Annotated in this window: 24 protein-coding genes and 1 pseudogene; 21 read left to right on the top strand and 4 right to left on the bottom strand. The window is 74.8% G+C overall.

The features are described from left to right. The 4 genes from BMX65_RS22675 to glmM all read left to right on the top strand — a co-directional run bounded on the left by BMX65_RS22675 (position 1) and on the right by glmM (position 4,646). Positions 1-1,674 carry an ABC-F family ATP-binding cassette domain-containing protein gene (locus BMX65_RS22675; RefSeq protein ID WP_075002189.1) on the top strand — a complete coding sequence of 558 codons (1,674 nt, stop codon included), beginning with the start codon at positions 1-3 and terminating at the stop codon, positions 1,672-1,674. A 345-nt stretch (positions 1,675-2,019) separates the two neighbouring features. Continuing rightward, positions 2,020-2,463, top strand: a complete 444-nt coding sequence (gene rplM / locus BMX65_RS22670; RefSeq protein ID WP_075002188.1) for a 50S ribosomal protein L13 — start codon at positions 2,020-2,022, stop codon at positions 2,461-2,463. 42 nt (positions 2,464-2,505) lie between these two features. Beyond that, entirely contained in the window at positions 2,506-3,009 is a 504-nt protein-coding gene (rpsI, locus tag BMX65_RS22665; RefSeq protein ID WP_019354921.1) for a 30S ribosomal protein S9, read from the top strand. Between the two features lie 263 nt (positions 3,010-3,272). Then, positions 3,273-4,646: a phosphoglucosamine mutase gene (glmM, locus tag BMX65_RS22660; protein WP_075002187.1), complete on the top strand. Its 1,374-nt coding sequence runs from the start codon at positions 3,273-3,275 to the stop codon at positions 4,644-4,646. Between the two features lie 149 nt (positions 4,647-4,795). Here the strand turns inward: glmM and coaA are convergent, their stop codons facing one another. After that, positions 4,796-5,782, bottom strand: a complete 987-nt coding sequence (coaA, locus tag BMX65_RS22655) for a type I pantothenate kinase (protein ID WP_075002186.1) — start codon at positions 5,780-5,782, stop codon at positions 4,796-4,798. A gap of 227 nt (positions 5,783-6,009) precedes the next feature. Between coaA and BMX65_RS22650 the strand changes: the two genes are divergently transcribed. The 3 genes from BMX65_RS22650 (at position 6,010) to BMX65_RS22640 (ending at position 8,334) form a co-directional block, all read left to right on the top strand. After that, positions 6,010-6,255 (top strand): hypothetical protein, encoded by a 246-nt coding sequence (locus BMX65_RS22650; RefSeq protein ID WP_075002185.1) that lies wholly within the window; start codon positions 6,010-6,012, stop codon positions 6,253-6,255. Between the two features lie 168 nt (positions 6,256-6,423). After that, positions 6,424-6,792 (top strand): holo-ACP synthase, encoded by a 369-nt coding sequence (locus BMX65_RS22645; protein ID WP_075002184.1) that lies wholly within the window; start codon positions 6,424-6,426, stop codon positions 6,790-6,792. Between the two features lie 51 nt (positions 6,793-6,843). Beyond that, positions 6,844-8,334, top strand: coding sequence for a bifunctional ADP-dependent NAD(P)H-hydrate dehydratase/NAD(P)H-hydrate epimerase (locus BMX65_RS22640; RefSeq protein ID WP_075002183.1), 1,491 nt, complete (start codon positions 6,844-6,846; stop codon positions 8,332-8,334). Between the two features lie 87 nt (positions 8,335-8,421). Here BMX65_RS22640 and BMX65_RS22635 read toward each other — a convergent pair whose 3' ends face one another. After that, complete coding sequence (locus tag BMX65_RS22635) at positions 8,422-8,949, bottom strand: GNAT family N-acetyltransferase (protein WP_075002182.1); 528 nt, start codon at positions 8,947-8,949, stop codon at positions 8,422-8,424. A gap of 159 nt (positions 8,950-9,108) precedes the next feature. Here BMX65_RS22635 and BMX65_RS22630 point away from each other — a divergent pair, with 159 nt between their 5' ends. The 5 genes from BMX65_RS22630 (at position 9,109) to BMX65_RS22610 (ending at position 13,513) form a co-directional block, all read left to right on the top strand. After that, positions 9,109-9,666, top strand: coding sequence for a DinB family protein (locus tag BMX65_RS22630; RefSeq protein WP_075002181.1), 558 nt, complete (start codon positions 9,109-9,111; stop codon positions 9,664-9,666). Positions 9,667-9,886: 220 nt separating this feature from the next. Beyond that, the gene (gene alr / locus BMX65_RS22625; protein ID WP_075002237.1) at positions 9,887-11,026 is read left to right on the top strand and encodes an alanine racemase; all 1,140 of its coding nucleotides are present in this window, start codon (positions 9,887-9,889) and stop codon (positions 11,024-11,026) included. 83 nt (positions 11,027-11,109) lie between these two features. Then, positions 11,110-12,507: an alpha/beta fold hydrolase gene (locus BMX65_RS22620; protein WP_075002180.1), complete on the top strand. Its 1,398-nt coding sequence runs from the start codon at positions 11,110-11,112 to the stop codon at positions 12,505-12,507. 103 nt (positions 12,508-12,610) lie between these two features. Next, positions 12,611-13,117 (top strand): tRNA (adenosine(37)-N6)-threonylcarbamoyltransferase complex ATPase subunit type 1 TsaE, encoded by a 507-nt coding sequence (gene tsaE / locus BMX65_RS22615; RefSeq protein ID WP_075002236.1) that lies wholly within the window; start codon positions 12,611-12,613, stop codon positions 13,115-13,117. A gap of 150 nt (positions 13,118-13,267) precedes the next feature. Next, positions 13,268-13,513, top strand: coding sequence for a hypothetical protein (locus BMX65_RS22610; RefSeq protein ID WP_075002179.1), 246 nt, complete (start codon positions 13,268-13,270; stop codon positions 13,511-13,513). A gap of 111 nt (positions 13,514-13,624) precedes the next feature. Here the strand turns inward: BMX65_RS22610 and BMX65_RS22605 are convergent, their stop codons facing one another. Beyond that, complete coding sequence (locus BMX65_RS22605; protein ID WP_177214327.1) at positions 13,625-14,197, bottom strand: L,D-transpeptidase; 573 nt, start codon at positions 14,195-14,197, stop codon at positions 13,625-13,627. A gap of 438 nt (positions 14,198-14,635) precedes the next feature. Between BMX65_RS22605 and BMX65_RS22600 the strand changes: the two genes are divergently transcribed. The 7 genes from BMX65_RS22600 (at position 14,636) to BMX65_RS22570 (ending at position 23,164) form a co-directional block, all read left to right on the top strand. After that, positions 14,636-16,330, top strand: a complete 1,695-nt coding sequence (locus tag BMX65_RS22600; RefSeq protein ID WP_075002178.1) for an LmeA family phospholipid-binding protein — start codon at positions 14,636-14,638, stop codon at positions 16,328-16,330. A 140-nt stretch (positions 16,331-16,470) separates the two neighbouring features. Further along, positions 16,471-17,145 (top strand): tRNA (adenosine(37)-N6)-threonylcarbamoyltransferase complex dimerization subunit type 1 TsaB, encoded by a 675-nt coding sequence (tsaB, locus tag BMX65_RS22595; protein WP_075002177.1) that lies wholly within the window; start codon positions 16,471-16,473, stop codon positions 17,143-17,145. Between the two features lie 146 nt (positions 17,146-17,291). Beyond that, positions 17,292-17,864, top strand: coding sequence for a ribosomal protein S18-alanine N-acetyltransferase (gene rimI, locus BMX65_RS22590; protein WP_075002234.1), 573 nt, complete (start codon positions 17,292-17,294; stop codon positions 17,862-17,864). Beyond that, a complete protein-coding gene (tsaD, locus tag BMX65_RS22585; RefSeq protein ID WP_075002176.1) occupies positions 17,857-18,993 on the top strand; it encodes a tRNA (adenosine(37)-N6)-threonylcarbamoyltransferase complex transferase subunit TsaD in 1,137 nt (378 codons plus the stop codon). Before rimI ends, tsaD begins: the two co-directional genes overlap by 8 nt. Continuing rightward, positions 18,993-19,250, top strand: a complete 258-nt coding sequence (locus BMX65_RS22580; RefSeq protein ID WP_075002175.1) for a hypothetical protein — start codon at positions 18,993-18,995, stop codon at positions 19,248-19,250. The genes tsaD and BMX65_RS22580 overlap by 1 nt, the downstream gene beginning before the upstream one ends. A 238-nt stretch (positions 19,251-19,488) precedes the next feature. Beyond that, entirely contained in the window at positions 19,489-21,630 is a 2,142-nt protein-coding gene (locus BMX65_RS22575; protein WP_239502185.1) for a hypothetical protein, read from the top strand. Further along, complete coding sequence (locus tag BMX65_RS22570) at positions 21,620-23,164, top strand: hypothetical protein (protein ID WP_075002174.1); 1,545 nt, start codon at positions 21,620-21,622, stop codon at positions 23,162-23,164. Before BMX65_RS22575 ends, BMX65_RS22570 begins: the two co-directional genes overlap by 11 nt. A gap of 11 nt (positions 23,165-23,175) precedes the next feature. Here BMX65_RS22570 and BMX65_RS22565 read toward each other — a convergent pair whose 3' ends face one another. Beyond that, complete coding sequence (locus tag BMX65_RS22565; RefSeq protein ID WP_075002173.1) at positions 23,176-24,363, bottom strand: class I SAM-dependent methyltransferase; 1,188 nt, start codon at positions 24,361-24,363, stop codon at positions 23,176-23,178. A gap of 241 nt (positions 24,364-24,604) precedes the next feature. Between BMX65_RS22565 and BMX65_RS22560 the strand changes: the two are divergent. Both BMX65_RS22560 and groES read left to right on the top strand, forming a co-directional pair. Next, a pseudogene (locus BMX65_RS22560) lies at positions 24,605-24,772 on the top strand (nucleotidyltransferase domain-containing protein); the annotation flags it as partial. Between the two features lie 261 nt (positions 24,773-25,033). Further along, positions 25,034-25,342: a co-chaperone GroES gene (gene groES / locus BMX65_RS22555; protein WP_019354894.1), complete on the top strand. Its 309-nt coding sequence runs from the start codon at positions 25,034-25,036 to the stop codon at positions 25,340-25,342. Positions 25,343-25,386 lie beyond the last annotated feature (44 nt).

Here is a 25,386-nt window from a genome sequence, read left to right as displayed (position 1 = left end):
ATGGGACATGTCGAAGTCGCGCACCTGGATTTCCTGCTGCCCGACGGGAGAGCGCTCTTCGACGATGCGTCGCTGCGCGTGGGCGAGGGCTCCTCGGTGGCGCTGGTGGGGGCGAACGGTGCGGGCAAGACGACGCTGCTGCGGCTGATCGCCGGAGAGATCACCCCGGACGGCGGGACGGTGACCGTCAGCGGCGGGCTGGGGGTGATGCCGCAGTTCGTGGGCAGCGTCCGGGACGAGAGCACGGTCCGGGACCTGCTGGTCTCGGTGGCGCATCCGCGGATCAAGGCGGCGGCGCGGGCGCTGGACGACGCGGAGTACGCGGTGATGACCGTCGACGACGAGGCGGCGCAGATGCAGTACGCGCAGGCGCTCGCCGACTGGGCGGAGGCGCGCGGGTACGAGGCGGAGACGCTGTGGGACGTGTGCACGGTCGCCGCGCTGGGCGCCCCCTACGAGAGGGCGCAGTGGCGGCAGGTGCGCACCCTCTCCGGCGGCGAGCAGAAGCGGCTCGTCCTGGAGTCGCTGCTGCGCGGCACGGACGAGGTGCTGCTGCTGGACGAGCCGGACAACTACCTGGACGTCCCCGGCAAGCGGTGGCTGGAGGACCGGCTCTGCGAGACGGCCAAGACGGTGCTGTTCATCTCCCACGACCGCGAGCTGCTGGCCCGCGCCGCCGACCGCATCGTCAGCGTGGAGCCGGGGGCCGCGGGCAGCGACGTGTGGGTGCACGGAGGCGGCTTCGAGACGTACCACGCGGCGCGCCGGGAGCGGTTCGCGCGGTTCGAGGAGCTGCGGCGGCGCTGGGACGAGGAGCACCAGAAGCTCAAGCGGCTGGTGGTCATGTACAAGCAGAAGGCCGCGTTCAACTCCGACATGGCCTCGCGGCTGCAGGCAGCCCGTACCAGGCTGCAGAAGTTCGAGGAGGCGGGCCCGCCGCTGGAGCCGCCGCGCGAGCAGGACATCCGGATGCGGCTGCGGGGCGGCCGCACCGGGGTGCGGGCGATCACCTGCGTCGGCCTGGAGCTGACCGGCCTGATGCGCCCCTTCGACCTGGAGGTCTTCTACGGGGAGCGGGTAGCGGTGCTGGGCTCCAACGGGTCGGGCAAGTCGCACTTCCTGCGGTTGCTGGCCGGTGGGGACGTGGCGCACACGGGTGCCTGGAAGCTGGGTGCCCGCGTGGTGCCGGGCCACTTCGCGCAGACCCATGCCCTCCCGTCGCCCGGCCACCGCCCCTCATCGGCGGCGCTGCGCGCCGGCACCTCCTCATGCGAACTGGAGGGCCGCACTCTGCTGGACATCCTGTGGATGGAGCATGCCCGGGACCGCGGCGCCGCGATGTCGGTGCTGCGCCGGTACGAGCTGACGCGGCAGGCCCAGCTCCCCTTCGAGCGGCTCTCCGGCGGGCAGCAGGCGCGCTTCCAGATCCTGCTGCTGGAGCTGGCCGGGGCCACGGCCCTGCTGCTGGACGAGCCGACGGACAACCTGGACCTGGAGTCGGCGGAGGCGTTGCAGGAAGGGCTGGAGGCGTTCGAGGGGACGGTGGTGGCGGTGACGCACGACCGCTGGTTCTCCCGCTCCTTCGACCGCTGTCTCGTCTTCGGCGCCGACGGCCGGGTCCGGGAGTCCGCGGAGCCGGTGTGGGACGAGGGCCGGGTGGCGCGGAAGCGGTGAGGCCGTGGGGCGGTGCCGTCGCCCGGAGGCCGTACGGTGCGGCGGCGGGGGCGCGGCCGGGGCGGCGCCTGGTCGGCCGGTGGGTCCGGCGCGGGTCCCGCTCCGGGGACTGGGCGGGAGGCCGTCCGGGGGCTGTTTTGACCCTTGCGGGGGAGGGTCGGTATCCTGCTGGTTCGTTGTGTGTATTGGCTTGCCTGTTCTCACGTGGGGGGTCTATACACCGGCCTACCGGTCGATGACCAGCGATCAGCATGCGGATGCGTCACCGCATGCGATCTTGCCTGTCGTGATCTGCCTGGTTGGCCCTGTCAGGACCCAATCACTGAAGAAGCGAAGGCTACGACCGTGCGTACGTACAGCCCCAAGCCTGGCGACATTCAGCGCCAGTGGCACGTCATCGACGCCCAGGACGTCGTCCTCGGCCGGCTGGCCTCCCAGGCCGCCACTCTCCTGCGGGGTAAGCACAAGCCCGTGTACGCGCCCCACGTCGACACCGGCGACTTCGTCGTCATCATCAACGCCGACAAGGTGCACCTCTCCGGCAACAAGCGCACCCAGAAGATGGCCTACCGCCACTCCGGGTACCCGGGTGGTCTGCGCTCCGTCCGCTACGACGAGCTGCTGGAGAAGACTCCGGAGAAGGCGGTGGAGAAGGCCGTCAAGGGCATGCTCCCCAAGAACTCCCTGGGCCGTCAGATGCTCTCGAAGCTGAAGGTCTACGCGGGCGACCAGCACCCCCACGGTGCCCAGCAGCCCGTGCCGTTCGAGATCAGCCAGGTCGCGCAGTAAGTCCGGCCACCCCCTAAGACTGAAGAGAAGCTGAGGAGAATCGTGGCCGAGACCACCGCCGAGACCCCCGTCGAGGGCGTCGAGGAGTACACGACCGAGACCCCCGAGGCCCCGGAGGAGTACACCTCCGAGTCCCTCGCCTCGCGCTTCGGCGACCCGCAGCCGGCCGCCGGCACCGGTCGCCGCAAGAACGCCATCGCCCGCGTCCGGATCATCCCGGGCTCCGGCCGGTGGAAGATCAACGGTCGCACCCTTGAGGGCTACTTCCCCAACAAGGTGCACCAGCAGGAAGTCAACGAGCCCTTCAAGGTGCTGGAGCTGGACGACCGCTACGACGTGGTCGCCCGCATCTCCGGCGGCGGCATCTCCGGCCAGGCCGGTGCGCTGCGCCTGGGTGTGGCCCGTGCGCTGAACGAGGCGGACGTGGACAACAACCGCGGCCCGCTGAAGAAGGCCGGCTTCCTCACGCGTGACGACCGTGCGGTCGAGCGCAAGAAGGCCGGTCTCAAGAAGGCCCGCAAGGGCACGCAGTACAGCAAGCGCTGACCCGGCGCTCGCTGCTGCGAGCTTTCCGGATGCCCCGTCGGCACCTCTCTTCGGTGCCGACGGGGCATCGGTCGTTCGGGCCCGGACCGGTCGCCGGCCCGGCCCCGGCACGACATCCGGCGCCGCGAACGGCGGCGCCCGCGCGGCCACGCCGGCCACGCCGACAACGGGGCGTATACCTGGTGTGCCGGGCCTTCCGGGATCCGCCCGGTGAACGATCCGCACCATCCCGCACAACGCCCCCAGAACTCGGAGGAACGACTGTGGCACGACTCTTCGGAACCGACGGCGTACGCGGCGTCGCCAATGAGGGGCTGACGGCCGAACTGGCGCTCGGGCTGTCCGTCGCGGCGGCCCATGTGCTCACCGAGGCGCAGAGCGGCGCCGAGGCGGAGCGGGAGGGCTCCCGGCCGGTCGCCGTCGTGGGCCGGGACCCGCGGGCCTCGGGCGAGTTCCTGGAGGCCGCCGTCGTGGCGGGGCTGGCCAGCGCGGGGGTCGACGTGCTGCGGGTCGGCGTGCTGCCGACGCCCGCCGTGGCCTATCTGACCGGCTCCCTCGGTGCCGACCTGGGCGTGATGCTGTCGGCCAGCCACAACCCGATGCCCGACAACGGCATCAAGTTCTTCGCCCGCGGCGGCCACAAGCTGGCCGACGAGCTGGAGGACCGGATCGAGGCCCTGCACCGCGAGCACGCGGCCGGCCAGCCGTGGGCACGGCCCACCGGGGCCGGAGTGGGCCGGGTCAAGGACTACGACGAGGGCTTCGACAACTACGTCGCCCACCTGGTCGGGGTGCTGCCGAACCGGCTCGACGGGCTGAAGGTCGTCATCGACGGGGCGCACGGCGCCGCGGCGCGGGTCTCACCGGAGGCGTTCGCGCGGGCCGGGGCCGACGTGGTCACCCTCGGCACGGACCCCGACGGCCTGAACATCAACGACGACTGCGGCTCCACGCACATCGACGGGCTGCGCGAGGCCGTCGTACGGCACGGCGCGGACTTCGGCGTGGCGCACGACGGCGACGCCGACCGGTGCCTGGCTGTGGACGGGGCCGGGCACGAGGTGGACGGCGACCAGATCCTCGCCGTCCTCGCGCTCGCCATGAAGGAGGCCGGGCAGCTCCGCAAGGACACCGTCGTCGCGACGGTGATGTCCAATCTCGGCTTCAAGCTCGCCATGGAGCGGGCGGGCGTCGACCTGCTGCAGACGGCGGTCGGCGACCGCTATGTGCTGGAGGAGATGAAGCGCGGCGGGTACTCGCTCGGCGGCGAGCAGTCCGGGCATGTGATCGTGCTCGACCACGCCACCACCGGGGACGGCACGCTGACCGGTCTGATGCTGGCCGCGCGCGTCGCCGCCACCGGCAGGCCGCTGGCGGAGCTGGCCGGGGTGATGGAGCGGCTGCCGCAGGTGCTGGTGAACGTACCGGACGTGGACAAGGCGCGGGTGGCGACAGCGCCCGAGCTGCTCTCCGCCGTCGCGGAGGCGGAGCGGGAGCTGGGGGAGACCGGCCGGGTGCTGCTGCGGCCCTCCGGGACCGAGCCGCTGGTGCGGGTGATGGTGGAGGCCGCGGACATCGAGCACGCGCGTGCGGTCGCCGGACGGCTCGCGGACGTGGTCAAGCGCGCGCTGGGCTGACCGGGCACCCACGGTGACCGGGGGGCGGGGCGGAGGGCGACGCGTCCCGCCCCGCCCTGTTCTCACCGGTTGCCACGGTCACCGGTTGCCCCGGCTCGACGCCTGCCCCGGATCCTGCCCTGCCTGACTCCGCGCCTGCACCGCCGCGGTCACAGCTTGCGCAGGGACAGGCGCTGCACCGTGTGGTCGGCCGCCTTGTGGAGCTGGAGGGTGGCCCGGCCGCGGGTGGGCGCTATGTTCTGCCGCAGATTGTGTTCGTTGACGGTGCGCCAGGTGGTGCGCGCGTAGTCGAGGGCCTCCTCCTCGGAGACGGCCGTGAACCGGTGGAAGTGGGAACGCGGGTCCTGGAACGCGGTCGCGCGCAGCGCCCGGAACCGCTCCAGGTACCAGCGCTCGATGTCGGAGGTGCGCGCGTCCACGTAGACGGAGAAGTCGAAGTGGTCCGCGACGGCCAGCCGGGTGCGGCCGTCCTTGCCGGGCAGGGCCGGCTGGAGGACGTTGAGGCCCTCGACGATGAGGATGTCGGGCCGCCGCACGGTCAGCCGCTCCCCGGGGACGATGTCGTAGTGCAGGTGCGAGTAGACCGGGGCTGTCGCCTCCGGTTTTCCCGCCTTGACGTCGGCGACGAAGCGGGTGAGGGCGCGCCGGTCGTAGGACTCGGGGAAGCCCTTGCGGGACATCAGTCCGCGCCGCTCCAGTTCGGCGGTGGGCAGCAGGAAGCCGTCCGTGGTGACCCGCTCGACGCGGGGGTGCGTCGGCAGCGGGGACTCCTCGCCCGGCGGCCGGGGGCGGGAGAGCAGCGCCTGCAGCAGCCGGGAGACGGTGGACTTGCCGACCGCGACACTGCCCGCGACGCCGATCACGAACGGGGTGCCGCGCTGCGGAGCGGGCCGCTCGGGGCGGCGCGGGTCGTCGAGGAAGGCGTTGAGGGACCTGCGCAGCTCGTGGGTGGCCGCGACGTACAGATTGATCAGCCGGGACAGCGGCAGGTAGATGTCCCGCACTTCGTCCAGGTCGATGACGTCGCCGAGGCCGCGCAGGGCCTCGACCTCGGTGGCGGTCAGCGGGAGCGGGGTGCGCTCGTGCAGGGCGCTCCACTCCGAGCGGCCGAGGTCGACGTAGGGCTTCGTGGGCACGGTGCCATTCTGCGCGGGTGCTGCGGGGTGCCGGCGGCCGGGGCTGCTGACCTCCGGTAACCCCGGTCCGCCGCTGTCCGCCGTCTTGTCCGCCGTCTGCGAGCGGTCCGGTGGGCGCGCCGTCGCGGGCGGTCGGTGTGCTGTGTGGGCGGCTGCCGGTCGGATCGGTCGGACAGTGTGCGGACAAACGGTGTACGGGGTGTGCCGATGGGGGCTATGTTCCGCCCATGTCGCACCCCTTGAGCCGCATACGTCGCCCCCGCCTCCGCCGCACCTCCGATGCCGCTGGGCTGACCGGCCACGCCGGGCATGTCTACAGCGACCTGGCCGACGGACTCCCCGACGAGGATCTGACCGAGGACCTGACGGATTCGCTGGAGCTGTACGTGATGGGCAGCAAGCCGCGCTGCGAGGAGTCGGAGTACCTGGAACTGATGGAGGACGCGATAGAGCGCATGGCACGCGGCGAGTGACCCGGCGGGGGAGAGCCCGTTCCGCGCCCTCGCGGCGCGTACCCTCACCCCGTCGGTGATCCGCGGCGCGGCCGCGGCCAGGACCGCGGCAGGACCGCGGCAGGGCGGTACGTCGGCAGAGCGGTACGGCGGCAGGGCCGGGACGGGGTGTGCGGAAGTGGGACAGCAATGATCATCGGAGTGGGGATCGACGTCGCGGAGATCGACCGCTTCGCCGCCTCGCTGGCGCGGACCCCCGGCATGGCGGACCGGATCTTCGTCGACCGCGAGCTGTGGTTGCCCAGCGGCGAGCGGCGCGGCACCGCCTCGCTGGCCGCCCGGTTCGCGGCGAAGGAGGCACTGGCCAAGGCGCTGGGCGCGCCCGGCGGACTGCGCTGGACCGACGCCGAGGTGTGCACCGCCGACTCGGGGCGGCCCTATCTGCGGGTCCGCGGTACGGTCGCGCGCTGCGCCGCCGAGCTGGGGGTGCGGGGCTGGCACGTCTCCCTCTCGCACGACGCGGGAGTCGCCTCCGCTGTCGTCGTCGCGGAGGGCTGAGTCCGGCCCCCCCGGGGCGCGACCGGATGAGACGCACGCCACACTGGGGGCATGAGGACTGGTTACGGGGTGCAGACCGTCCGTGCCGCCGAGGCGGCGCTCATGGCCCGGCTGCCGGAGGGTGCGCTGATGCAGCGTGCCGCCGCCGGGCTGGCGGCGGCGTGCAGCGGTCTGCTGGGGCGGACCTACGGGGCCCGGGTGGTGCTCCTCGTCGGCAGCGGCGACAACGGCGGGGACGCCCTCTTCGCGGGTGCCCGGCTCGCCCGGCGCGGTGCCGGGGTGACGGCGGTGCTGCTGGCGCCCGAACGCGCGCACGAGGGCGGGCTGACCGCGCTGCGGGCCGCCGGGGGGCGGGTGCTGCCCGCGCCGGGTGCGGTGGTGGAGGGCGTCGCCGCGCCGGTGGCTCACGTGCTGGCCCGCGCGGACCTGGTGCTGGACGGGATCGTCGGGATCGGTGGCACGGGCGGACTGCGGCCCGCCGCTGTCGAACTGGCCGACCTGGTGCGGGAGGCGGGGGTGCCGGTCGTCGCCGTCGATCTGCCCAGCGGGGTGGCCGCCGACACCGGCGAGGTGCCGGGCCCGGTGCTGCCCGCCGGGGCGACGGTCACCTTCGGCGCGTACAAGCCGGGCCTGCTGGTCGATCCGGCCCGGGAACTGGCCGGCGCCGTCCGGCTGATCGACATCGGTCTGGAGCCGCACCTGCCGGCCGTCCCGGAGGTGGAGGCGCTGCAGCACGCCGACGTGGCCCGCCTGCTGCCGAGGCCGCAGGCGGAGAGCGACAAGTACCGGCGCGGCGTCGTCGGCGTCGTCGCGGGCTCCGGCCGCTATCCGGGGGCCGCCGTGCTGGCCGTCTCCGGGGCGCTGCGCAGTGGCGCCGGCGCGGTGCGGTACGTGGGGCCGGGCACGGAGGCGGTGGTCTCCCGCTATCCGGAGACCCTGGTCTCGGAGGGGCCGCCCGGGCACGCCGGGCGGGTGCAGGCGTGGGCCGTCGGCCCCGGGCTGGGCGACGAACCGGCCGCCCGGCAGGCTGTCGACGAGGTGCTGGCCGGGGATGTCCCCGTGCTCGTGGACGCGGACGGGCTGCGGCTGATGGACCCGGACGCGGTGCGCGCCCGCACCGCCCCCACCCTGCTGACGCCGCACGCCGGGGAGGCCGCGGCGCTGCTCGGCACGGCCCGCGAGGAGGTCGAGGCGGGGCGGCTGGCGGCGGTGCGCGAGCTGGCCCGGCGCACCGGGGCCACCGTGCTGCTCAAGGGCTCCACGACGCTGGTCGCCGAACCACCCGGGACCGACGACGCCCCGACGTCCCCCGTGAGGGTGAATGCGACCGGTACGGGGTGGCTGGCGACGGCGGGCAGCGGCGATGTGCTCACCGGGCTGGCCGGCGGACTGCTGGCCGCCGGACTCCCCGCCCTCGACGCCGCCTCCGCCGCCGCCTATCTGCACGGCCTCGCCGGCCGGCTGGCCACCGACCCGCCCGCCGCGACGGACCTCGCCGAGGCGCTGGCCCCCGCGTGGCAGGACGTCCTGCGGGGGGATTGAGGCGCTGAGCCGTCTGCCGCGCCGCGGTGCCGGGCGCCGGGCACGGCGCCGCGGCCCGTTCGGGGCGCCGGGGCCGGTCGAGGCGGTCTACTCCGGGACGGCCGTCCGCTCCTGCGGCGGTACGGGCGCCGGGGTGAGCTGTTTGCCGAACCAGTGGTCCGCGTAGGGCGAGTCGTTGAACGGGGCGATCTCCTCGTACCCGAGCCGCGCGTACAGCCGCCTGGCCTCCACCAGGTCGTGCCGGGTGTCCAGCCGCACCGTGGCGGCACCCATCCGCGCCGCGGTGCGCTCGGCGGTGTCGACCAGCAGCTTGCCCAGGCCCCCCTTGCGGGCGTGCGGGGCGACCCAGATGCGGCGCAGTTCGGCCGTCGTGGGCGTCATCATCAGGACGGCCGCACAGCCGGCGACGGCGCCGTCGGCGTGCCCGCGGGCCAGCAGGAAGGCTCCCGCGGGCGGGGTGAGTGCGTCGTCCGGCTCCGCGGCCAGCGCCGCGTCGATCTCCTGCTCGGTCGCGGGGCGGCCGTAGTACCGGCCCGCGATCTCGCCGATGTAGGTGCGCACTGTGGCGACCGCGGCCGGGCTCTGCACGGGTTCGGGTTCAATGGTCCACGTCACGGGGCCATTGTCCGAACCCGTGCAGAGCCCGGCAACGCCTTTTCGCTGCCCGGGGAGGGCTCTCCGCCGACGGACCGACAGGGCGTCTCCGCGGGTGCCCGGCAGGCCCCGCCGGGGACGCCGGCCCGCACTGTCAGTGGGCGCTGCCACACTCCGGACATGAGCGAACAGAGCGCCGCGGGCGCGATGCCGACCGCATTCTCCGTGCCATGGGCGGACGACACACGGGAACCGCTGCCGCTGGTGGGCGACGAGCGGGAGCTGCTGACCCGCTATCTCGACCACTACCGGGAGACACTGCTGCTCAAGTGCACGGGTGTGCCGGCCGAGGCGCTCTCGGAGCGTGCGGTACCGCCCTCGGGGCTGACCCTGCACGGGCTGCTGCGGCACCTGGCGGGGGTGGAGCGCTGGTGGTTCCGCATCCAACTCGCCGGGGAGGACGTGCCGCTGCTGTACTACTCGGACGACGACCCCGACCAGGACTTCGACTCCCTGGGAGGCGATCCGGCCGAAGCGCTGGCGGTGTGGCGTGCCGAGTGCGAGCGCTCCCGCGAGATCGTCGCCGCCAGGGACCTGGACGCGACCGGTACGCACGCGCGCACCGGCGACCCCGTCTCGGTCCGCCGCGTGCTCCTGCACCAGATCGGCGAGTACGCGCGCCACTGCGGCCACGCCGACCTGCTGCGCGAACGCATCGACGGTGCGGCCGGCCACTGAGCGCCGCGCCGGTTCGGGCACCTGCGACACTGAACCCGTGAACGACGTGCCACAGGTGTCCCACCCCACCCACCTGCCCGTCCCCGGCGCGGACGACGCCGGCGCCGGACGCGCGGCTGCCGGGCGCGACGGGAGCGGACCTCCGTCCGGCCGGCGCGCGCGGGCCTCGGCCCCGCGTCCCGGCGGGCCCCCCGCCGAGTCCGGCCGGGCGTGTGCCGAGATCGATCTCGGCGCCGTGCGGGACAACGTGCGGACCCTGCGCGGCTACGCGCCGCGGGCCGAGCTGATGGCCGTGGTCAAGTCGGACGGCTACGGGCACGGCGCGGTGCGCTGCGCCCGGGCCGCACGGCAGGCCGGGGCGGGCTGGCTGGGGGCCGCCACCCCGCAGGAGGCATTCGCGCTGCGGGACGCCGGGGACACCGGCCGGCTGATGTGCTGGCTGTGGACGCCGGGCGGCCCGTGGCAGGAGGCCGTCGAACGGGACATCGACGTCTCGGCGAGCAGCCACTGGGCGCTGGACGAGATCGTGGCGGCGGCCCGCGCGGCCGGGCGCACCGCGCGGGTGCATCTCAAGGTGGACACCGGGCTCGGGCGCAACGGCTGCCAGCCCGCCGACTGGCCGCGGCTGGTGGCGGCGGCGCGGGCGGCCGAGGCGGAGGGCGCGCTGCGGGTCACCGGGGTGTGGGCGCACTTCGCCTGCGCCGACGAACCGGGCCACCCCGCCAACGCCGCGCAGCTCGACGCCTTCCGGGAGGCCGTCGCGGTCGCGGAGCGCGCCGGGCTCGACCCCGAGGTGCGGCACCACGCGAACTCTCCCGCGACCCTCACCCTGCCCGAGTCGCACTTCGACCTCGTCCGTACCGGCGTCTCCGTCTACGGCCTCTCACCGTCGCCGCAGGTCGGTACGGCCGACAGCCTCGGACTGCGCCCGGCGATGACGCTCAGCGCCTCGCTGGCGCTGGTCAAGCAGGTGCCCGGCGGCCACGGGGTCGGCTACGGGTACGCCTACACCACCCCGGGTGAGACGACCCTGGGGCTGGTTCCGCTCGGCTACGGCGACGGCCTGCCCCGGCACGCGTCCGGGACGGGTCCGGTGCTGGTCGCGGGGAAGTGGCGCATGGTCGCCGGCACGGTGGCCATGGACCAGTTCGTCGTCGACCTGGGCGGCGACGAGGCGGCGGCGGGTGACCGGGCCGTCCTCTTCGGCCCCGGCGACGCGGGCGAGCCGACCGCCGAGGACTGGGCCCGCGCGGCGGGCACCATCTCCTACGAGATCGTCACCCGGATCAGCGCGCGGGTACCCCGGGTATACGCCAATGAGCGGGCCGATGAGCGGGCCGATGAGCAGGCCGGGGGCTGAGCCGGGCAGCGGCACGGCGGTCGGCCGCGGACACCGGTGACGGACGGGACGGAACCGGGCTGACGGGACGGACGGGGGCGGTCATGAGCGACAGCAGCAGCACACGGGACGCGGTCGGGGCGGTTGTCGGCGGCGCGTCCGGCGCGTCCGGCGGCGGGAGCTGGACCCGCCGGGCGGGCGTCGCGGGTGCCGCCCTCGGGGCCGTCGCGGCCGGGGTCGCGCTCGAACGTCTCACCGTGCACCGTTCCGTACGCCGCAAGGCCCGGCTGGCGCTGGACGCCGCGGGGCCCTACGGCACGCTGCGGGGGACTCCCGGCCGGGCCCGGTCCGCGGACGGCACGGAGCTGTACTACGAGATCGACGAGCCCGCCGACTTCCCGCTCCCGCGCACGGACCCCGCGGCGCCCGCCGCCGGGTCCGGCGACGGGCTGGGCGGTCCCGAGGTCGGCCCGGTCCCGCTGCCCGAGGCGCAGCCGGCGTCGGGGCGGGGCCGGGGCGCGGCCGAGGGCGCTGCGGGGCCGGTGGCCGGGTACTGGTCGCGGCTGGTGGAACTGGTGCGGGGCCGGGGCGGATCGGGCAGCGCGCCGTTGACCGTGGTGTTCTCGCACGGCTACTGCCTCAGCCAGGACGTGTGGCACTTCCAGCGGGCCGCGCTGCGCGGCGCGGTGCGGTGCGTCTACTGGGACCAGCGCAGTCACGGCCGCTCCGCGCGGGCCGCGGCCGGCGAGCCGGTCTCCATCGACCTGCTGGGACGCGACCTGAAGGCCGTCCTCGACGCCGCCGCACCCGAGGGGCCGGTAGTGCTGGTGGGTCATTCGATGGGCGGGATGACGCTGATGGCGCTGGCCGAGCAGTACCCGGAGTACGTCGCCGAGCGCGTGGCGGGCGTGGCGCTGCTGGGCACCAGCGCGGGCGGGCTCGGCGAGGTGACCTACGGTCTGCCGGCCGCCGGGGTGCGGACCGTGCGCCGGGTGGTGCCGGGGGTGCTCCGCGCGCTGGCGGCCCAGTCCGAGTTGGTCGAGCGCGGCCGCCGGGTCACCGCCGATCTGTTCGCCGGGGTGGTCAAGCGGTACTCGTTCGGCAGCCCGCGCGAGGTGGACCCGGGGGTGGCGCGGTTCGCGGAGCGGCTGATCGAGTCCGTGCCGGTGGATGTCGTCGCGGAGTTCTATCCCGCCTTCGCCGAGCACGAGAAGACCGCCGCGCTGTCCGCCTTCGCCGACCGCCCTGCGCTGGTGCTGGCCGGGGACCGCGACCTGATGACGCCGAGCGAGCACAGCGAGCGGATCGTGGTGGCGCTGCCGGGCGCCGCGTACGTGCTCCTGGAGGCGACCGGTCACCTGGCCATGCTGGAGCGTCCCGAGCCGGTGAACGAGCACCTGGCCGAGTTGCTGGCGCGTACCATCCGGACCCATGGAAGCACCGCACGACCAGCATCCCGCTCCGCCTCCGCAGGCTCCCCCCGGCGACCGCACCGGCGCTGACGGCACCGGCAGCACCGGCAGCACCGGCAGCACCGGCAGCACCGACGGTGCTGCGGACGGCCCGCGCAACGAGACCACGTTCACCGTGCCGACGGCCGACGCCATGCGGGCGCTCGGCCTGCGGCTGGCCGGACTGCTGCGCGCCGGTGACCTCGTCCTCCTGACGGGTGAACTCGGTGCCGGGAAGACCACCCTGACACGCGGCCTGGGCGAGGGTCTGGGCGTGCGCGGCGCCGTGACCTCGCCCACCTTCGTCATCGCCCGCGTGCACCCGCCGCTGGCGGACGGTCCGCCGCTGGTGCACGTGGACGCCTACCGGCTGGGCGGCGGCCTGGAGGAGATGGAGGACCTGGACTTGGACGTCTCGCTGCCGGATTCGGTGGTCGTCGTGGAGTGGGGCGAGGGCAAGGTCGAGGAGCTCACCGAGCAGCGTCTGCACGTCGTCCTCACCCGCGCGACGGGCCAGGACGCGCCGTCCGGCGAGGGGGCCGAGCGCTCCGGCGACGGCGTCGGCGACTCCGGCCCGGAGGCGGCCGAGGACGTGCGGACGGTCACTCTCGTGGGGGTCGGACCGCGCTGGGCTGCGGAGGACTTCGGAGCCCTCGGGTAGCCGTCCGGCGCCCGGTTCCGGCCCCCCCCAGGTGTGCCGACACGGTGTCGGCAAGATGTTGCGCGGTCGGCGCGGGCCGTGGTCCCATGGGAGGTGAGAGCACGGTTAGGTATGCCTAAGTGCCACCGTGCCGACGCCCCTGGAGGAGCCATGACCGCACAGCAGCCTCAGCAGCGAGCGGCGCGGGCGCCGCACGCGCCTGCGCGGGACGAGTCGGCGTCCGCCGGTGGACACACCCCGCACGGCACGCCGCCCATGAGTGAACTGCTCGCGTCCTGCGCCGCCGCGGCCGCCGTCTCCAGCCCGCCGTCGGACACCGGGACTCCGGACGAGGAGGCCGCCCCGGCCGGGCGCGCACCTTCCGGTTCCGGGCAGGCGCCTTCCGGGCGCCGCTGAGGGCTGCGCCTCGCGAGCGCCGAGAGCGTATCCGGGGAGCCCGGAGCACCGCAGCCGTACGTCACGGGCCCGGTGCCCGGCAACGTCGGAGGGTGCCGGAGGCGTGCGGCGTCAGCGCACGACCACGACGCGGGTGCCGATGGGCGCGTGCAGCCACAGCGCCTCACCGTCGTCGCGCTGCTCGCGGATGCCGCCCGTCCTGCGGGAGGCGTCCGGCGTGGGCGTCGAGCCGTCGAGTGCCGCACTGAAGCCGACCGTGACGCCGTCCACGTCGGCGAACCGCACCACGTTCTCGACCGGAACTCCGTCCGAGCCGGTCACATGGGAGGCGCGCGAGGTGACCTTGTAGGCGCCCGGTTCGGGGTCGACGGTGCTGGGGGAGACCTCGAAGGTCCTGCCGGCCTTGCCGTTCTTGCCGACCAGCCACACCCGCTGCCGCTTCAGCGCGTAGACGACGCGATGGCCGTGGCCGGAGTCGCCGGGCAGCGCGGTGTCCTCGGCGGGGGTGCGGTTCTTCCCGTCCGAGGCGCCGGGGGAGGGCTTGGCCGACTTCGTGGCGGACGGCTTCTCGGCGCGGTCCTGGGCGGCCGACGCCTGGTATGCGAAGAAGCCGACCACGGCGAGTGCCGCCGCCGTCAGCCCGGCCACGATCACCCCGGCGCTGCTGCCGCTGCTGCGTGCCACCGTGCGCTGCCACCTCTCCTGCCCGCGTGCTCCTGCGGCGGACTGCCGTCCGACCCGTCCGGGAGCCGACTTCGGGTCGACGGTAGCAGCAGGTGCGCCGCGCACGGTTCGGGGCGGAGCACAGGGCCGGTGGGCAGCGGTCGAAGAGGGGCAGGGAGCAGCGCGGGACAGCGGAGGGAGGAACGCCGGGCGAGGGGGAGGAGGAGCCGCTGGGCGATGCGGGGAGGAACGCTGGGCGGCGGAGGGAGGAGCACTGGGCGGCGGAGGGAGGAACGCTGGGCGGTGGAGGGAGGAACGCTGGGCGGTGGAGGGAGGAACTTGGAGTAACGTCCGCGCTTGTGTTCGCATGAGCCGATGACCCCCCACGGTTCATCGACAAACTCCACAACCCCCCTACCGAAAGTTCCCGAACCCCAGGACCAGCAGGGCGAGTTCCGGGTGCACCGGGACCGGTCCCCGGCCGGCCGGGGCGGGAGCGGCCTCCAGGGACGGGACGGCGGTCCGGAGCACCCCCACGCTCCGGCCAACCCCTACGACGAACTGGCGTCGCTGGCCCCGGCGGACACCGCTCCGCCCGCCACCCCCGCCCCCAACCCGTACGAGGCGCTCGGGGACGGTACGGGGAGCGCGGACGGCGGGCAGGGCGGGTACGGCGGGTACGGCGTGGCGGGGTCCGCCGCGGCGGACCCCGGGTCCGAGGAACCGTACGAGGGCGGACTGCGGGGCCTCGGCCTGCGCTCCGACTACGACGAGCCCGCCTACGAGGACCGGATGCCATATCTGCGGGCCGTCCGCAGGCGTCGCCGCTCCCGGCTGTCCCGCACCGTCAAGCTCGGCGTCGCCTGCTGCGCGCTGCTGGCCTTCCTCGGGGTCGCCGACCGCTGGGCGGCGCTCTACGCCGAGGGCAAGGCCGCCGACCAGGTCCAGAGCGCGCTGAAGCTGCACGCCCGCCCCGAAGTGCACATCAACGGCTTCCCCTTCCTCACCCAGGTGGCGCGGAACCGGCTGGACGACGTGGAGGTGGCGATTCCCGATGTGCCCGCGGGCCGGGTCTCGGTGGCCCAGGTCAGCGGCCGGGTCGAGGATGTGCGGATCATCGGTGACGCGCCCTCGTCCGTGCGCGGCGCGGTGCTCGGCCGGATGAAGGGCGACGTGCTGCTCGACTTCGACGACCTGGACCGTGAACTGGGCACCTCGCAGGTGTCGTTCACCCCGGGCGGTCCGCACACCGTGCTGGCGGCGGGCGACCTGCCCGTCGCGGGCACCGAGGTCAAGGTGCGGGCCCGCGCCCACCTCGCCCGTACCGGCGATCACGGTGTGGGCACCACGGTGGACGACATGCGGCTGGTCGTCCCCAAGCTGTTCAGCTTCACCCCGGGCACCGGCGAGGACGCGGGACTGCGGCTCTCCCGTCCGCTGGCCGAGCGCATCCGGCACGACCGCGACAAGGCGCGGGCCCTGTTCGGGGTGCGGTCCATCGCGCGGCGGTTCGGCATGACGCCCGAGCAGGCGCGTCAGGCTCGGCACAGCGACCGGGAGCTGAGCCGGGTGACGGGGACACCGGACTTCGTGGACAAGGTGATGCGGCTCAACCTGCTCGATGTCGCCGTGCGGCATCCGAAGCTGCTGGAGAAGGCGGGGATCGATCCGGCCCTGGTGGCGGCCCTCAAGAAGATCGAGGAGCCGAAGCTCGCGGACAAGCTCGCCCTTCGCGTCACGCTGCCCGAGCTGCCCGGTGACGTGCGGTTGCGCGGCATCTCGGTGGCCAAGGAGGGCATCCGCGCCGAGCTGACCGGCTCCGATGTCCCGTTCGGCGAGGGAGCCACGAACGAGGGAAACAGCGGGGGCAACGACGAGCGGAAGGACGAGCGGAAGGACGAGCGGAACGATGAGGGGATCGACGAGGGGATCGACGAGGGGAAGGGCAACGCGAGGACCGACGCGGAGGGCAACGCGAGGACCGACGCGAAGGGCAACGCGGGGACCGGCGAGGGGAACAGTGCGCGGGGAGAAGCCCGCGACCACCGGCAGGACGCCGGGGTGCACGGAGGCGCCGACGGGCGCGGGAACCGTGCCGAAGGGCGCGGGAACGCGACGACGCACCCGGTGAAGCACCTGGTTCCGCGCCGGTGACGCGCCGGTGACGCACCGATGCGTCACCGGCGCGTCACCGGGCGGAGACCTCCGGTGTACGGCCCTGCCCGGCCGCCGGGCAGGGGATGGCGGGCCCGCGCGGGTGAGAGCGGGCCGCGCGGGCGCCGTAGGCTGGTCGGGTGTTGATGCTCGCGCTGGATACCGCCACACCCGCCGTCACCGTCGCACTCCACGACGCGGACGGCGACCGCACGCTCGCCTCCGCCCATCAGGTCGACGCCCGCCGCCACGGCGAACTGCTGCTGCCCTGCGTGGACGCGGTGCTGGCGGAGGCCGGCCGGAAGCTGGCCGAGGTCACCGACGTGGTGGTCGGCGTCGGACCGGGCCCCTACACCGGGCTGCGGGTCGGCCTGGCGACCGCGGAGGCGTTCGCGGCGGCGCTGGGCCAGCGGGTGCACGGCGTGTGCACGCTCGACGGCATCGCGTACGCCTCGGGCCTGGCGGAGCCGTTCGTCGTCGCGACCGACGCGCGCCGCAAGGAGGTCTACTGGGCCCGGTACGCCGACGCGCGCACCCGCAGCACCGACCCGGCGGTGGACCGGCCCGCGGAGATCGAGGCCCGCGAGGAGGGGATCGGTGCCCTGCCCGCGGTCGGCGCGGGCGCGGTGCTGTACGAGTCGGTCTTCCGGGGCGTACGCCACGACCTGCCCGCCGATCAGTCGGCCGCCGCGCTCGCCCGGCTCGCGGCCGAACGGCTGGCGCGTGGCGAGGAGCTGCTGCCGCCCCGTCCGCTGTATCTGCGGCGGCCCGACGCGCAGGTGCCCGCCAACTACAAGGTGGTCACCCCGCGGTGAGCGCCGCCGACCAAGCCGACCACGCTGCAGACCGAGCCGCAGACCAAGCAGCAGCCCAAGCCCCCGGCCAAGCCGCCGACCACGGCTTCGGCCCCGCGCGGGCGGAGGGCCCGGAGGGCGGGGAGAGCCGCGTCGGACTGCGCGAGATGCGCTGGTGGGACATCGAGCCCGTGCTCGCGCTGGAGCAGCAGCTCTTCCCGGAGGACGCCTGGTCGGCCGGGATGTTCTGGTCCGAGCTGGCGTACGCGCGGGGAGCGGACGCCACCCGGCGCTACCTGGTCGCGGAGGACGCGGCCCTGTCCCCGGGCGCGGCGGCCGGTCCTGCGGGCAGCCTCGTCGGCTACGGCGGCCTGGCGGCCGTCGGCGGCACCGGGGACATCCAGACCATCGGCGTGCTGCCCGGCCACCGGGGCACCGGCCTCGGCGCGCGGCTGCTGCGGGCGCTGCTGCAGGCCGCCACGGACTTCGAGTGCGCGGAGGTGCTGCTCGAGGTGCGGGTGGACAACGCGCCCGCGCAGCGCCTGTACGAGCGCTTCGGCTTCGTGCCCATCGGCATCCGGCGCGGCTACTACCAGCCCACCGGTACCGACGCGCTGGTGATGCGGCTGGCCGACCCCGCCGTGTACGCGGCCGCTGCCGACACCTCGGGGGACGCCCCCGCGAACACCCTTCCGCACCCCGACCCCCATCCGCACCAAGGAACGAAGAGCCATGGCTGACGAACCGCTCGTTCTCGGCATCGAGACCTCCTGCGACGAGACCGGCGTCGGAATCGTGCGCGGTCACACGCTGCTGGCCGACGCCATCGCCTCCAGCGTGGACACCCACGCGCGATTCGGCGGCGTCGTCCCCGAGATCGCCAGCCGGGCGCACCTGGAGGCGATGGTGCCGACGATCGACCGCGCGCTGGAGCAGGCCGGGGTCGCCGCCACCGACCTCGACGGCATCGCGGTGACGGCGGGCCCGGGGCTCGCCGGGGCGCTGCTGGTCGGTGTCTCGGCGGCGAAGGCGTACGCGTACGCGCTGGGCAAGCCGCTCTACGGCGTCAACCACCTGGCCTCGCACATCTGCGTCGACCAGCTCGAACACGGCGCGCTGCCCGAGCCCACGATGGCGCTGCTGGTCTCCGGCGGCCACTCGTCGCTGCTGCTGGCGCCCGACATCACCGCCGACGTCCGGCCGCTGGGCTCCACCATCGACGACGCGGCGGGCGAGGCGTTCGACAAGGTCGCCCGGGTGCTCAACCTCGGCTTCCCCGGCGGCCCGGTGATCGACAAGTACGCGAAGGAGGGCGACCCGGCGGCCATCGCTTTCCCGCGCGGGCTGACCGGACCGCGCGACGCGCCCTACGACTTCTCCTTCTCCGGCCTCAAGACGGCCGTCGCCCGCTGGATCGAGGCGAAGCGGAACGCGGGCGAGGAGGTGCCCGTCGCCCACGTCGCCGCCTCCTTCCAGGAGGCCGTCACCGATGTGCTGACCCGCAAGGCCCTGCGCGCCTGCCGGGACGAGGGCGTGGACCACCTGATGATCGGCGGCGGGGTCGCGGCCAACTCCCGGCTGCGGGCCATGGCCGAGGAGCGGTGCGCGGATGCGGGCATCACGCTGCGGGTGCCCCGGCCCAAGCTGTGCACCGACAACGGCGCCATGGTGGCGGCGCTCGGCGCCGAGATGGTGGCCCGCAACCGCGCCGCCTCCGCCTGGGACCTGCCCGCGGACTCCTCGCTCCCGGTGACGGAACCGCACGTGCCGGACCCGTCGGCGGCCTCGGACCACGACCACGACCATGACCACGACGATCACGACCACGACCACGTGCACGAGCTGAGCAGGAAGAACCTCTACGCCTGATGCCCACCGTCGCTCTCATGTGGGAGGCCAAAGCCGCTCCCGGCCGCGGGCCCGACCTGCTCTCCTGGGTCCGCGGCCGGGAACTGCCCGCGGACGCCCGCTGCGAACGCCGCGAACACTTCACGGCCCCCGGCGACCGGGTCCTGGTCATCACCTGCTGGACCGGCGGATACGACGCCGACGTCCCCGAACTGCCCGACCCTCCGCCGGAGCTGTCCGCCCGCCCGGTGCACCGGTGGCGGTTCGAGCGCGCGTGACGGCGCTCCGGACCGTCGCCGTGCCTCGTGCCGGAGCGCCGACGGCTGACGAGCCGTACGGCTGACGCAGTCGTACGGCGGATGCGCCGAGTGATGCGCCGAGCCCTGCGGGAGAGCCCTCTGGTGTCGGATGCGAACGGGTGTACGCGTGAGGCGGATGTGCTCACGGTGCGTCACCCGGCAGGATGGTGCGGGCCGGAGAGGGTGTCGGAAGCGGGGGACGCGGATGGCCAGGAGGGTGGGACACCGCGCGCGGTGGCGGGTGCGGAGCGCAGCCGTGCTGCTGGCGGCGGCAGCAGCCGGGCTGGGGCCGGCCACCGGGGCCGCGGCGGCCGCGGACGGACCGGCGCCGCCCGCCGTCTACCTGGCCGAGCAGTTGCGCGAGAACCCCGTCCACCTCTCCGACCAGCTTCCGCGCACCAACCCGCTCTCCGCCCGGCCCGCCTTCGCGGAGGCGGCGAAGCGCACCGGCGTGCCGACGTACGTGCTGGTGCTGCCCGGGTCCGGGGCCGCGCGTGACGTGGGACTGCTGGCGGCCGTGCACGACCGGCTCGGCAAGGACGGGCTCTACGTCCTGCTCGGCGAGGACGGCGGGAGCCCGCGCACCGAGACGTTCGGGGTGGACGTACCGGCCCGGGACGCGGCCATGGCGACCACTTTCGAACTGCCCTACGACGCGGGCACCCTGGAGACGTTCCGGCACTTCGTCGAGGTGCTGCGGTCCGGCGACGCGGTGCGGCGCGCCGCGCGGGGACTGGCGGCGAGCCGGGCCGGGGAGGAGCCGGACAAGCTCCACACCGGCCGCACCGACCGCGAGAACCAGGGCTTCCTCACCGGCATCCTGCTCACCGGGGTACCGGTGTTCCTGGTCGCCACCGGCTGGTACATCCGGCGCCTGCGGGGCGGGAAGGGGCCGCGGCTCCGGCTGCTGGTGCCCGTCGCCGCCGGGGCGGCCCTGGTGGTCGGCGCCGGTGCGCCGCTCGTCCTCGACGACACCCGCTCGGACGCCGACCAGCCGCCCACCGCCGCCGACCTGCGCGCCAGGACCGTGCGGGTCGCCGAGGGGCTGCGCGCCGACCCCGTCTACGTCGACCCGCTCGCAGCCGGGCTGCTGAGCCGGACTCAACTCGACCGGCTGCGGGAGCGGGTGGCGCGCCTGGACGTTCCGGTCCGGGTCGCCGTCGTCCCCCTCGTCACCGCGGACGAGTCGGCCGGGGACGGCGCACGCCTCGCCCAGCGGCTGCACGAGCGGCTGCGGGGCCGGCTGGGGAAGGACGGCGACGGCCTCTACATGATCGCGGACGCCTCCGGGAACGGTGAGCTCGAACTCGTCAACCACGGCGCCCGACTGGACAGCGCGGCGCTCCAGGACGCCACGGAGGACCTGCGCTTCGGCGGGGACGGCACGGAGGACTCCGCGGGCGAGGGGCTCTACCAGCGGCTGGACAGCGCGCTCCGGGCCGTCGGCCGCGCCCCGCAGGCCCCGCCCGGACGCCCCTACCTGGAACCGCCGGCTGCGGACGACGCGGTGACCGAGGACGTACTGCCCTCGCTCTATGCGGGGGACTTCGCGCCCGGACTGCTGATGGGGGTGGTCGGTGCCGCTGCCGCCTTCGGGGTGACGGCCGCCGGTCTCGCCGCCGCCGGACGGATACGCAGCGCGATCCGGCCCGCATCCGCCGCCGCCCGCGTGAGCGGCGCGGACGGTCCCCCGCCGCAGCTCCCCGCGCGCCTCCCGGCCGGGCGGCTGCGCCGGACGGCACGGCAGGAACTCGGCGCGCTGAACGACGCGTTCGAAGCGGCCTCGGACAGACTGCCCGACGCGGTGCGCGCCCAGGTCTGGGACTGCCTCGACGCCGCGACCCTCCTCCTCGACCAGGAGGGCGACAACCGGGTGGACGCCGCCGCCGACGCGCCCACCCTCGCCGCCGGTCTCGCGTTGATCCGCACCGGCCGCGCCCTGCTGGAGCGCGGCACCGGACCCCCGGGCCGCGGCACCGGACACCCGGCTCGGGGCGCCGGACCCCGGGCCCGTGGCACCGACCGGATCCGGCTGTGCACCCTCGACCCGCTGCACGGACCCGCGTCCGCGACCGGGCGGCTGAAACTCCCCGGTGAGACCGGCGCGCCACGGCCCCGCCCGCTCTGCGCCGACTGCCGTGCCGCCCTGCCGACGGGCGGCTCACCGCCCGCGCGGGCCGCCGAGACCGTGGCGACGCGGCTGCTGTGCCTGCCCGTACCCGGCGCGGCACGCTCCGCACCGTACGAGCCCTACCACCGCCTCCCCGGTCCGCTCGCCGCCCAGGGCACCGGCCGCAGCGCGGAGCTGACCGCCGATCTGATAGTCCGCCGAGTCCGGGAGCAGTTGGGTGTCCACTGAACGACGCGCCGCGCGTGGCGCACGGTCCGCGTCCGCGGCGGGCCCGGCCCGGTTCCTCGCCGCCGTCCTGCTGCCCCTCGCCGCCGCACTGGCGCTCGCGCTCGCCGCCGGGGCACCGGCTCGGGCCGACGACGATCCGGCCGCGGCCTCCGACGCCGGTTCCGCGGGGCAGCGGATAGCCGACGGGCTGCGCACCTCGCCCGTGTACGTGGACCCCGCCTACCGGTCGGCGTTCCCGCCCGACGAGCAGCGCCGACTGGCCGCGAAGATCGAAAAGTCGGGCCTGCCCGTCCGGGTCGTCGTCGTCCCGCTCATCTCCGGCGACGCGTGGGGCGGCGACCCGGAGAAGATGGTCGACGTCGTGCGCTACCGGATGGCGGAGGGCGCGAAGAAGAAGACCGTCTACATGACCCTCAGCACCGACGAGGGCTTTCTGAACGGCTACGAGTTCCCCCGCGACGGCCAGTACCAGGCGTTCTGGGGGGTCGCCGCGGTCGGCCACCAGGACGACATGAAGGACCGGAGCCTCTACGCCAAGTTCTCCCGCGCGCTGGAGATCGTGTGGTCCGGCGACGGCGAGAAGCAGTACGAGAAAGCCACCGCGGACCTGCACGACGACGACCCGGCGGACCGCGACGGCGGCGGGGACGACGCCGGCGGGGACGACGCCGGTGGGGACGACGCCGGTGGGGACGACGCCGGTGGGGACGACGCCGGTGGGGACGACGCCGGTGGGGACGGCGACGGCGCGGCCGGTGGCCCCTCCCCGCTGCTGCTCGGAGTGCTGATCGGGTCGGCGGTGGTGGTGCTCGCCGCCGCGGTGCTGGTCTTCCGCACCGTGCGGCGGCGCGCGCGGACCTCGGCGCGGGCGCCGTTCACCTCGCCGCGTTCCGTCTTCGCCACCGCGCGCACGGCGGGCGTGCGCGACCTGCGCAAGCGCGCCCAGCGCGAACTCCTCGCGTACAACGAGAAGCTGCTCGCCCACGAGCCGGGCGAGCACGCCGACAGCGATCTGCTCCAGCTCTCCCTGGACGCCTACGCCGCGGCGTGCACCGTGCTGGACGGGGCCCGCGACACCCCCGACCTCGCGGGCGTTCTCGCGCTCCTGCACGAGGGCCGGGACGCGCTGGTGCGCTCCGAACCGGCTTCCCGCAGCCGCCGCAAGGCCCGGGCCGCGGCACCGACACTGCCGCTGTGCTTCTTCGACCCGCTGCACGGTGCCGCCGCCGAGCGGATCCGCTGGCGCCCGCTGGGCCGCCGCGAGGCCCTGCGCGTCGCCGCGTGCCGGGACTGCTCCGCGGCGGTGTCCGCGCGCCGCGCGCCGGAGGTCCTCACCCACCAGCACGACGGCCGCCGGGTTCCGTACTTCGAGGTCCCGCCCGAGCACAGCCTGTGGGCCGCCACCGGCTACGGCTCGCTGACCGAGGAGACGCTCACCGGGCGCGTCCTGCGCGGCGACTTCACCCGCATCCGCACCCGTACCACCCGCACCCGCACCCGTACCACCCGCACCCGCACCCGCCGCGGGCGCTGAGGCCCCGCGGATCAGGCCAGCGGATGCCCGAGCAGCATGCTGGGTGCGCCCGCGATCCGGGTGAGGAAGACGGTGCAGGAGCCGGGCGCCGCCTTCGGGTCCAGTTTCAGCTTCCGGCGCAGCTCCTCCGGTTCGACCGCCGAGCCGCGCTTCTTGACGGTGACGACACCCACGCCGCGCTCCCGCAGCAGGGCGCGCAGCTTCTTGACGTTGAACGGCAGCGCGTCGGTGATCTCGTACCCGGTCGCGAACGGCGTCGGGTGCACCGCGTCGGTGGTCACGTACGCGATCGTCGGGTCGATCAGCCGCCCCGCCACCCGCTGGGCCAGCTCGGCGACCAGGTGGGCGCGGACCACCGCGCCGTCCGGCTCGTAGAGATACCGGCCCACCGGCCCCACCTCCGGGTCGGGCAGCCCCTCACCGGCCAGGGTCTCCCCGGCGGGCAGCAGCGTGGCCCGCACCCCGCCGGTGCCCGTCCGGCCGCCGCCGAACCACAGCACCGCCTCCTTGACGTCGCCGCCGCAGGAGACCCACTCCGCCTCCGCCTCCGCGGGTACCGCCTCGTGCGGGATGCCGGGCGCCACCTTCAGCGCGGCCAGGGGCGCGGCCAGCGCCGTCCGCACGGCCCAGCTCAGCGGCGGCGAGTAGCCCTCCGGATCGAAGACCCGGCCCCGCCCGGTGCGGCGGGCCGGGTCGGCGAAGAGCGCGTCCCAGCCGCCGGTGTCCACCTCGGTGACGTCGGCGCACCGCACCTCGACCAGGTCCGCGAGCCCCAGGGCCGCGGCGTTGGCGCGGGCCACCGCGCAGGTGAGCGGCGAGCGGTCGACGGCCAGCACCCGGATGCCCTCCCGGGCCAGCGCCAGCGCGTCGGCGCCGATACCGCAGCACAGGTCCACGGCGCTGCGGACGCCGAGGCTGCGCATCCGGCGGGCACGGTGCCCGGCGACCGGGGTGCGGGTGGCCTGTTCGAGTCCGTCCGCGGTGAAGTAGAGGGCGTGCGCGTCGGCGGGGCCGAACTTCGCCTCGGCGCGGGCGCGCAACCGGCTCTGCGCCAGGGCCGCCGACACCAGCGCGGGTTCGTGCCGTTGCCGCAGCCGCGTCGCCACGGCGAGCTCCTGTGCGGGCTCGACCCCCTGTACCTCCCGCAGCAGCGCCTGCCCCTCGTCGGAGAGCAGCTCCGCGAACACCTCACGATCCACCCGGCCATTGTCCCGCGCCGCTCCCGCACCCTGTGCGCCGGGCCGCGCAGGCGTAGGGTCGGCGGCGTGAAGTACGGCGTGAAGTACGGCGTGAACTGACGACACGCCGTGCCCGGCGCCCGGGCCCCGAGCCCTGACACCGCTCCTCCCCGTTCCTCTCCGTGCGGGCGCATCCTCTCCGTGCGGGCGCGCAGGGTGCCTCCGCGCGACAGGCGACCGCGGCGGCGCAGGTGGTGCGGGCCGCGCCGTGCTCGCCGCGCGCGGCGAGTGGATCACCAACGAGAAGCGGCTGCTCACCCGGGCCGGGCTCCGCGGCTTCGACGCGTTGATCGGCGGCCTGGAGCCGGAGCCGGAGGCTCTCGTGCAGGCCGTCGGGCGAGCCGAGGCGCTGCTGGAAGCCGCGGGCTGACGGGCGCGGAAGGGGGCGCGGGCCGCCGAGCGGGGGCGGGAGGAGCGCCCGTCCGATTCGGCACGAGCCGGTGCGGCTAGCACTCCGCTTGACCGAGTGCTAAGCCAGGCATAATCTCGACCCTGGCACTCTCCCCGTGTGAGTGCCAGCAGTACGCGACGGGCAGATCCGGCACCCGCGACGACGGATCTACCAGGTCGCCACTCCAGACATAAGCCCTCAGTTTGACGTATTGAGATCTCCGAAGGGGGAGGTCGGATCGTGACGACCGCCAGCTCCAAGGTTGCCATCAAGCCGCTCGAGGACCGCATCGTGGTCCAGCCGCTCGACGCCGAAGAGACCACGGCCTCGGGCCTGGTCATCCCGGACACCGCCAAGGAGAAGCCCCAGGAGGGCACCGTCCTGGCCGTCGGTCCGGGCCGCTTCGAGGACGGCAACCGCCTGCCGCTCGACGTGTCCGTCGGCGACATCGTGCTCTACAGCAAGTACGGCGGCACCGAGGTGAAGTACAGCGGCGAGGACTACCTCGTCCTCTCGGCCCGCGACGTTCTCGCGATCGTCGAGAAGTAGTACGGCGAGAAGCAGTACGGACTACGGACGCGGCAGCTTCCCGA

Origin of the sequence: Streptomyces qinglanensis (assembly GCF_900111245.1) — a bacterium.
In the GTDB taxonomy this organism is placed as follows: Bacteria; Actinomycetota; Actinomycetes; order Streptomycetales; family Streptomycetaceae; genus Streptomyces; species Streptomyces qinglanensis.
Note: the sequence above shows the minus strand (reverse complement) of the source record. Positions and strands in the feature narration are given on the sequence as shown.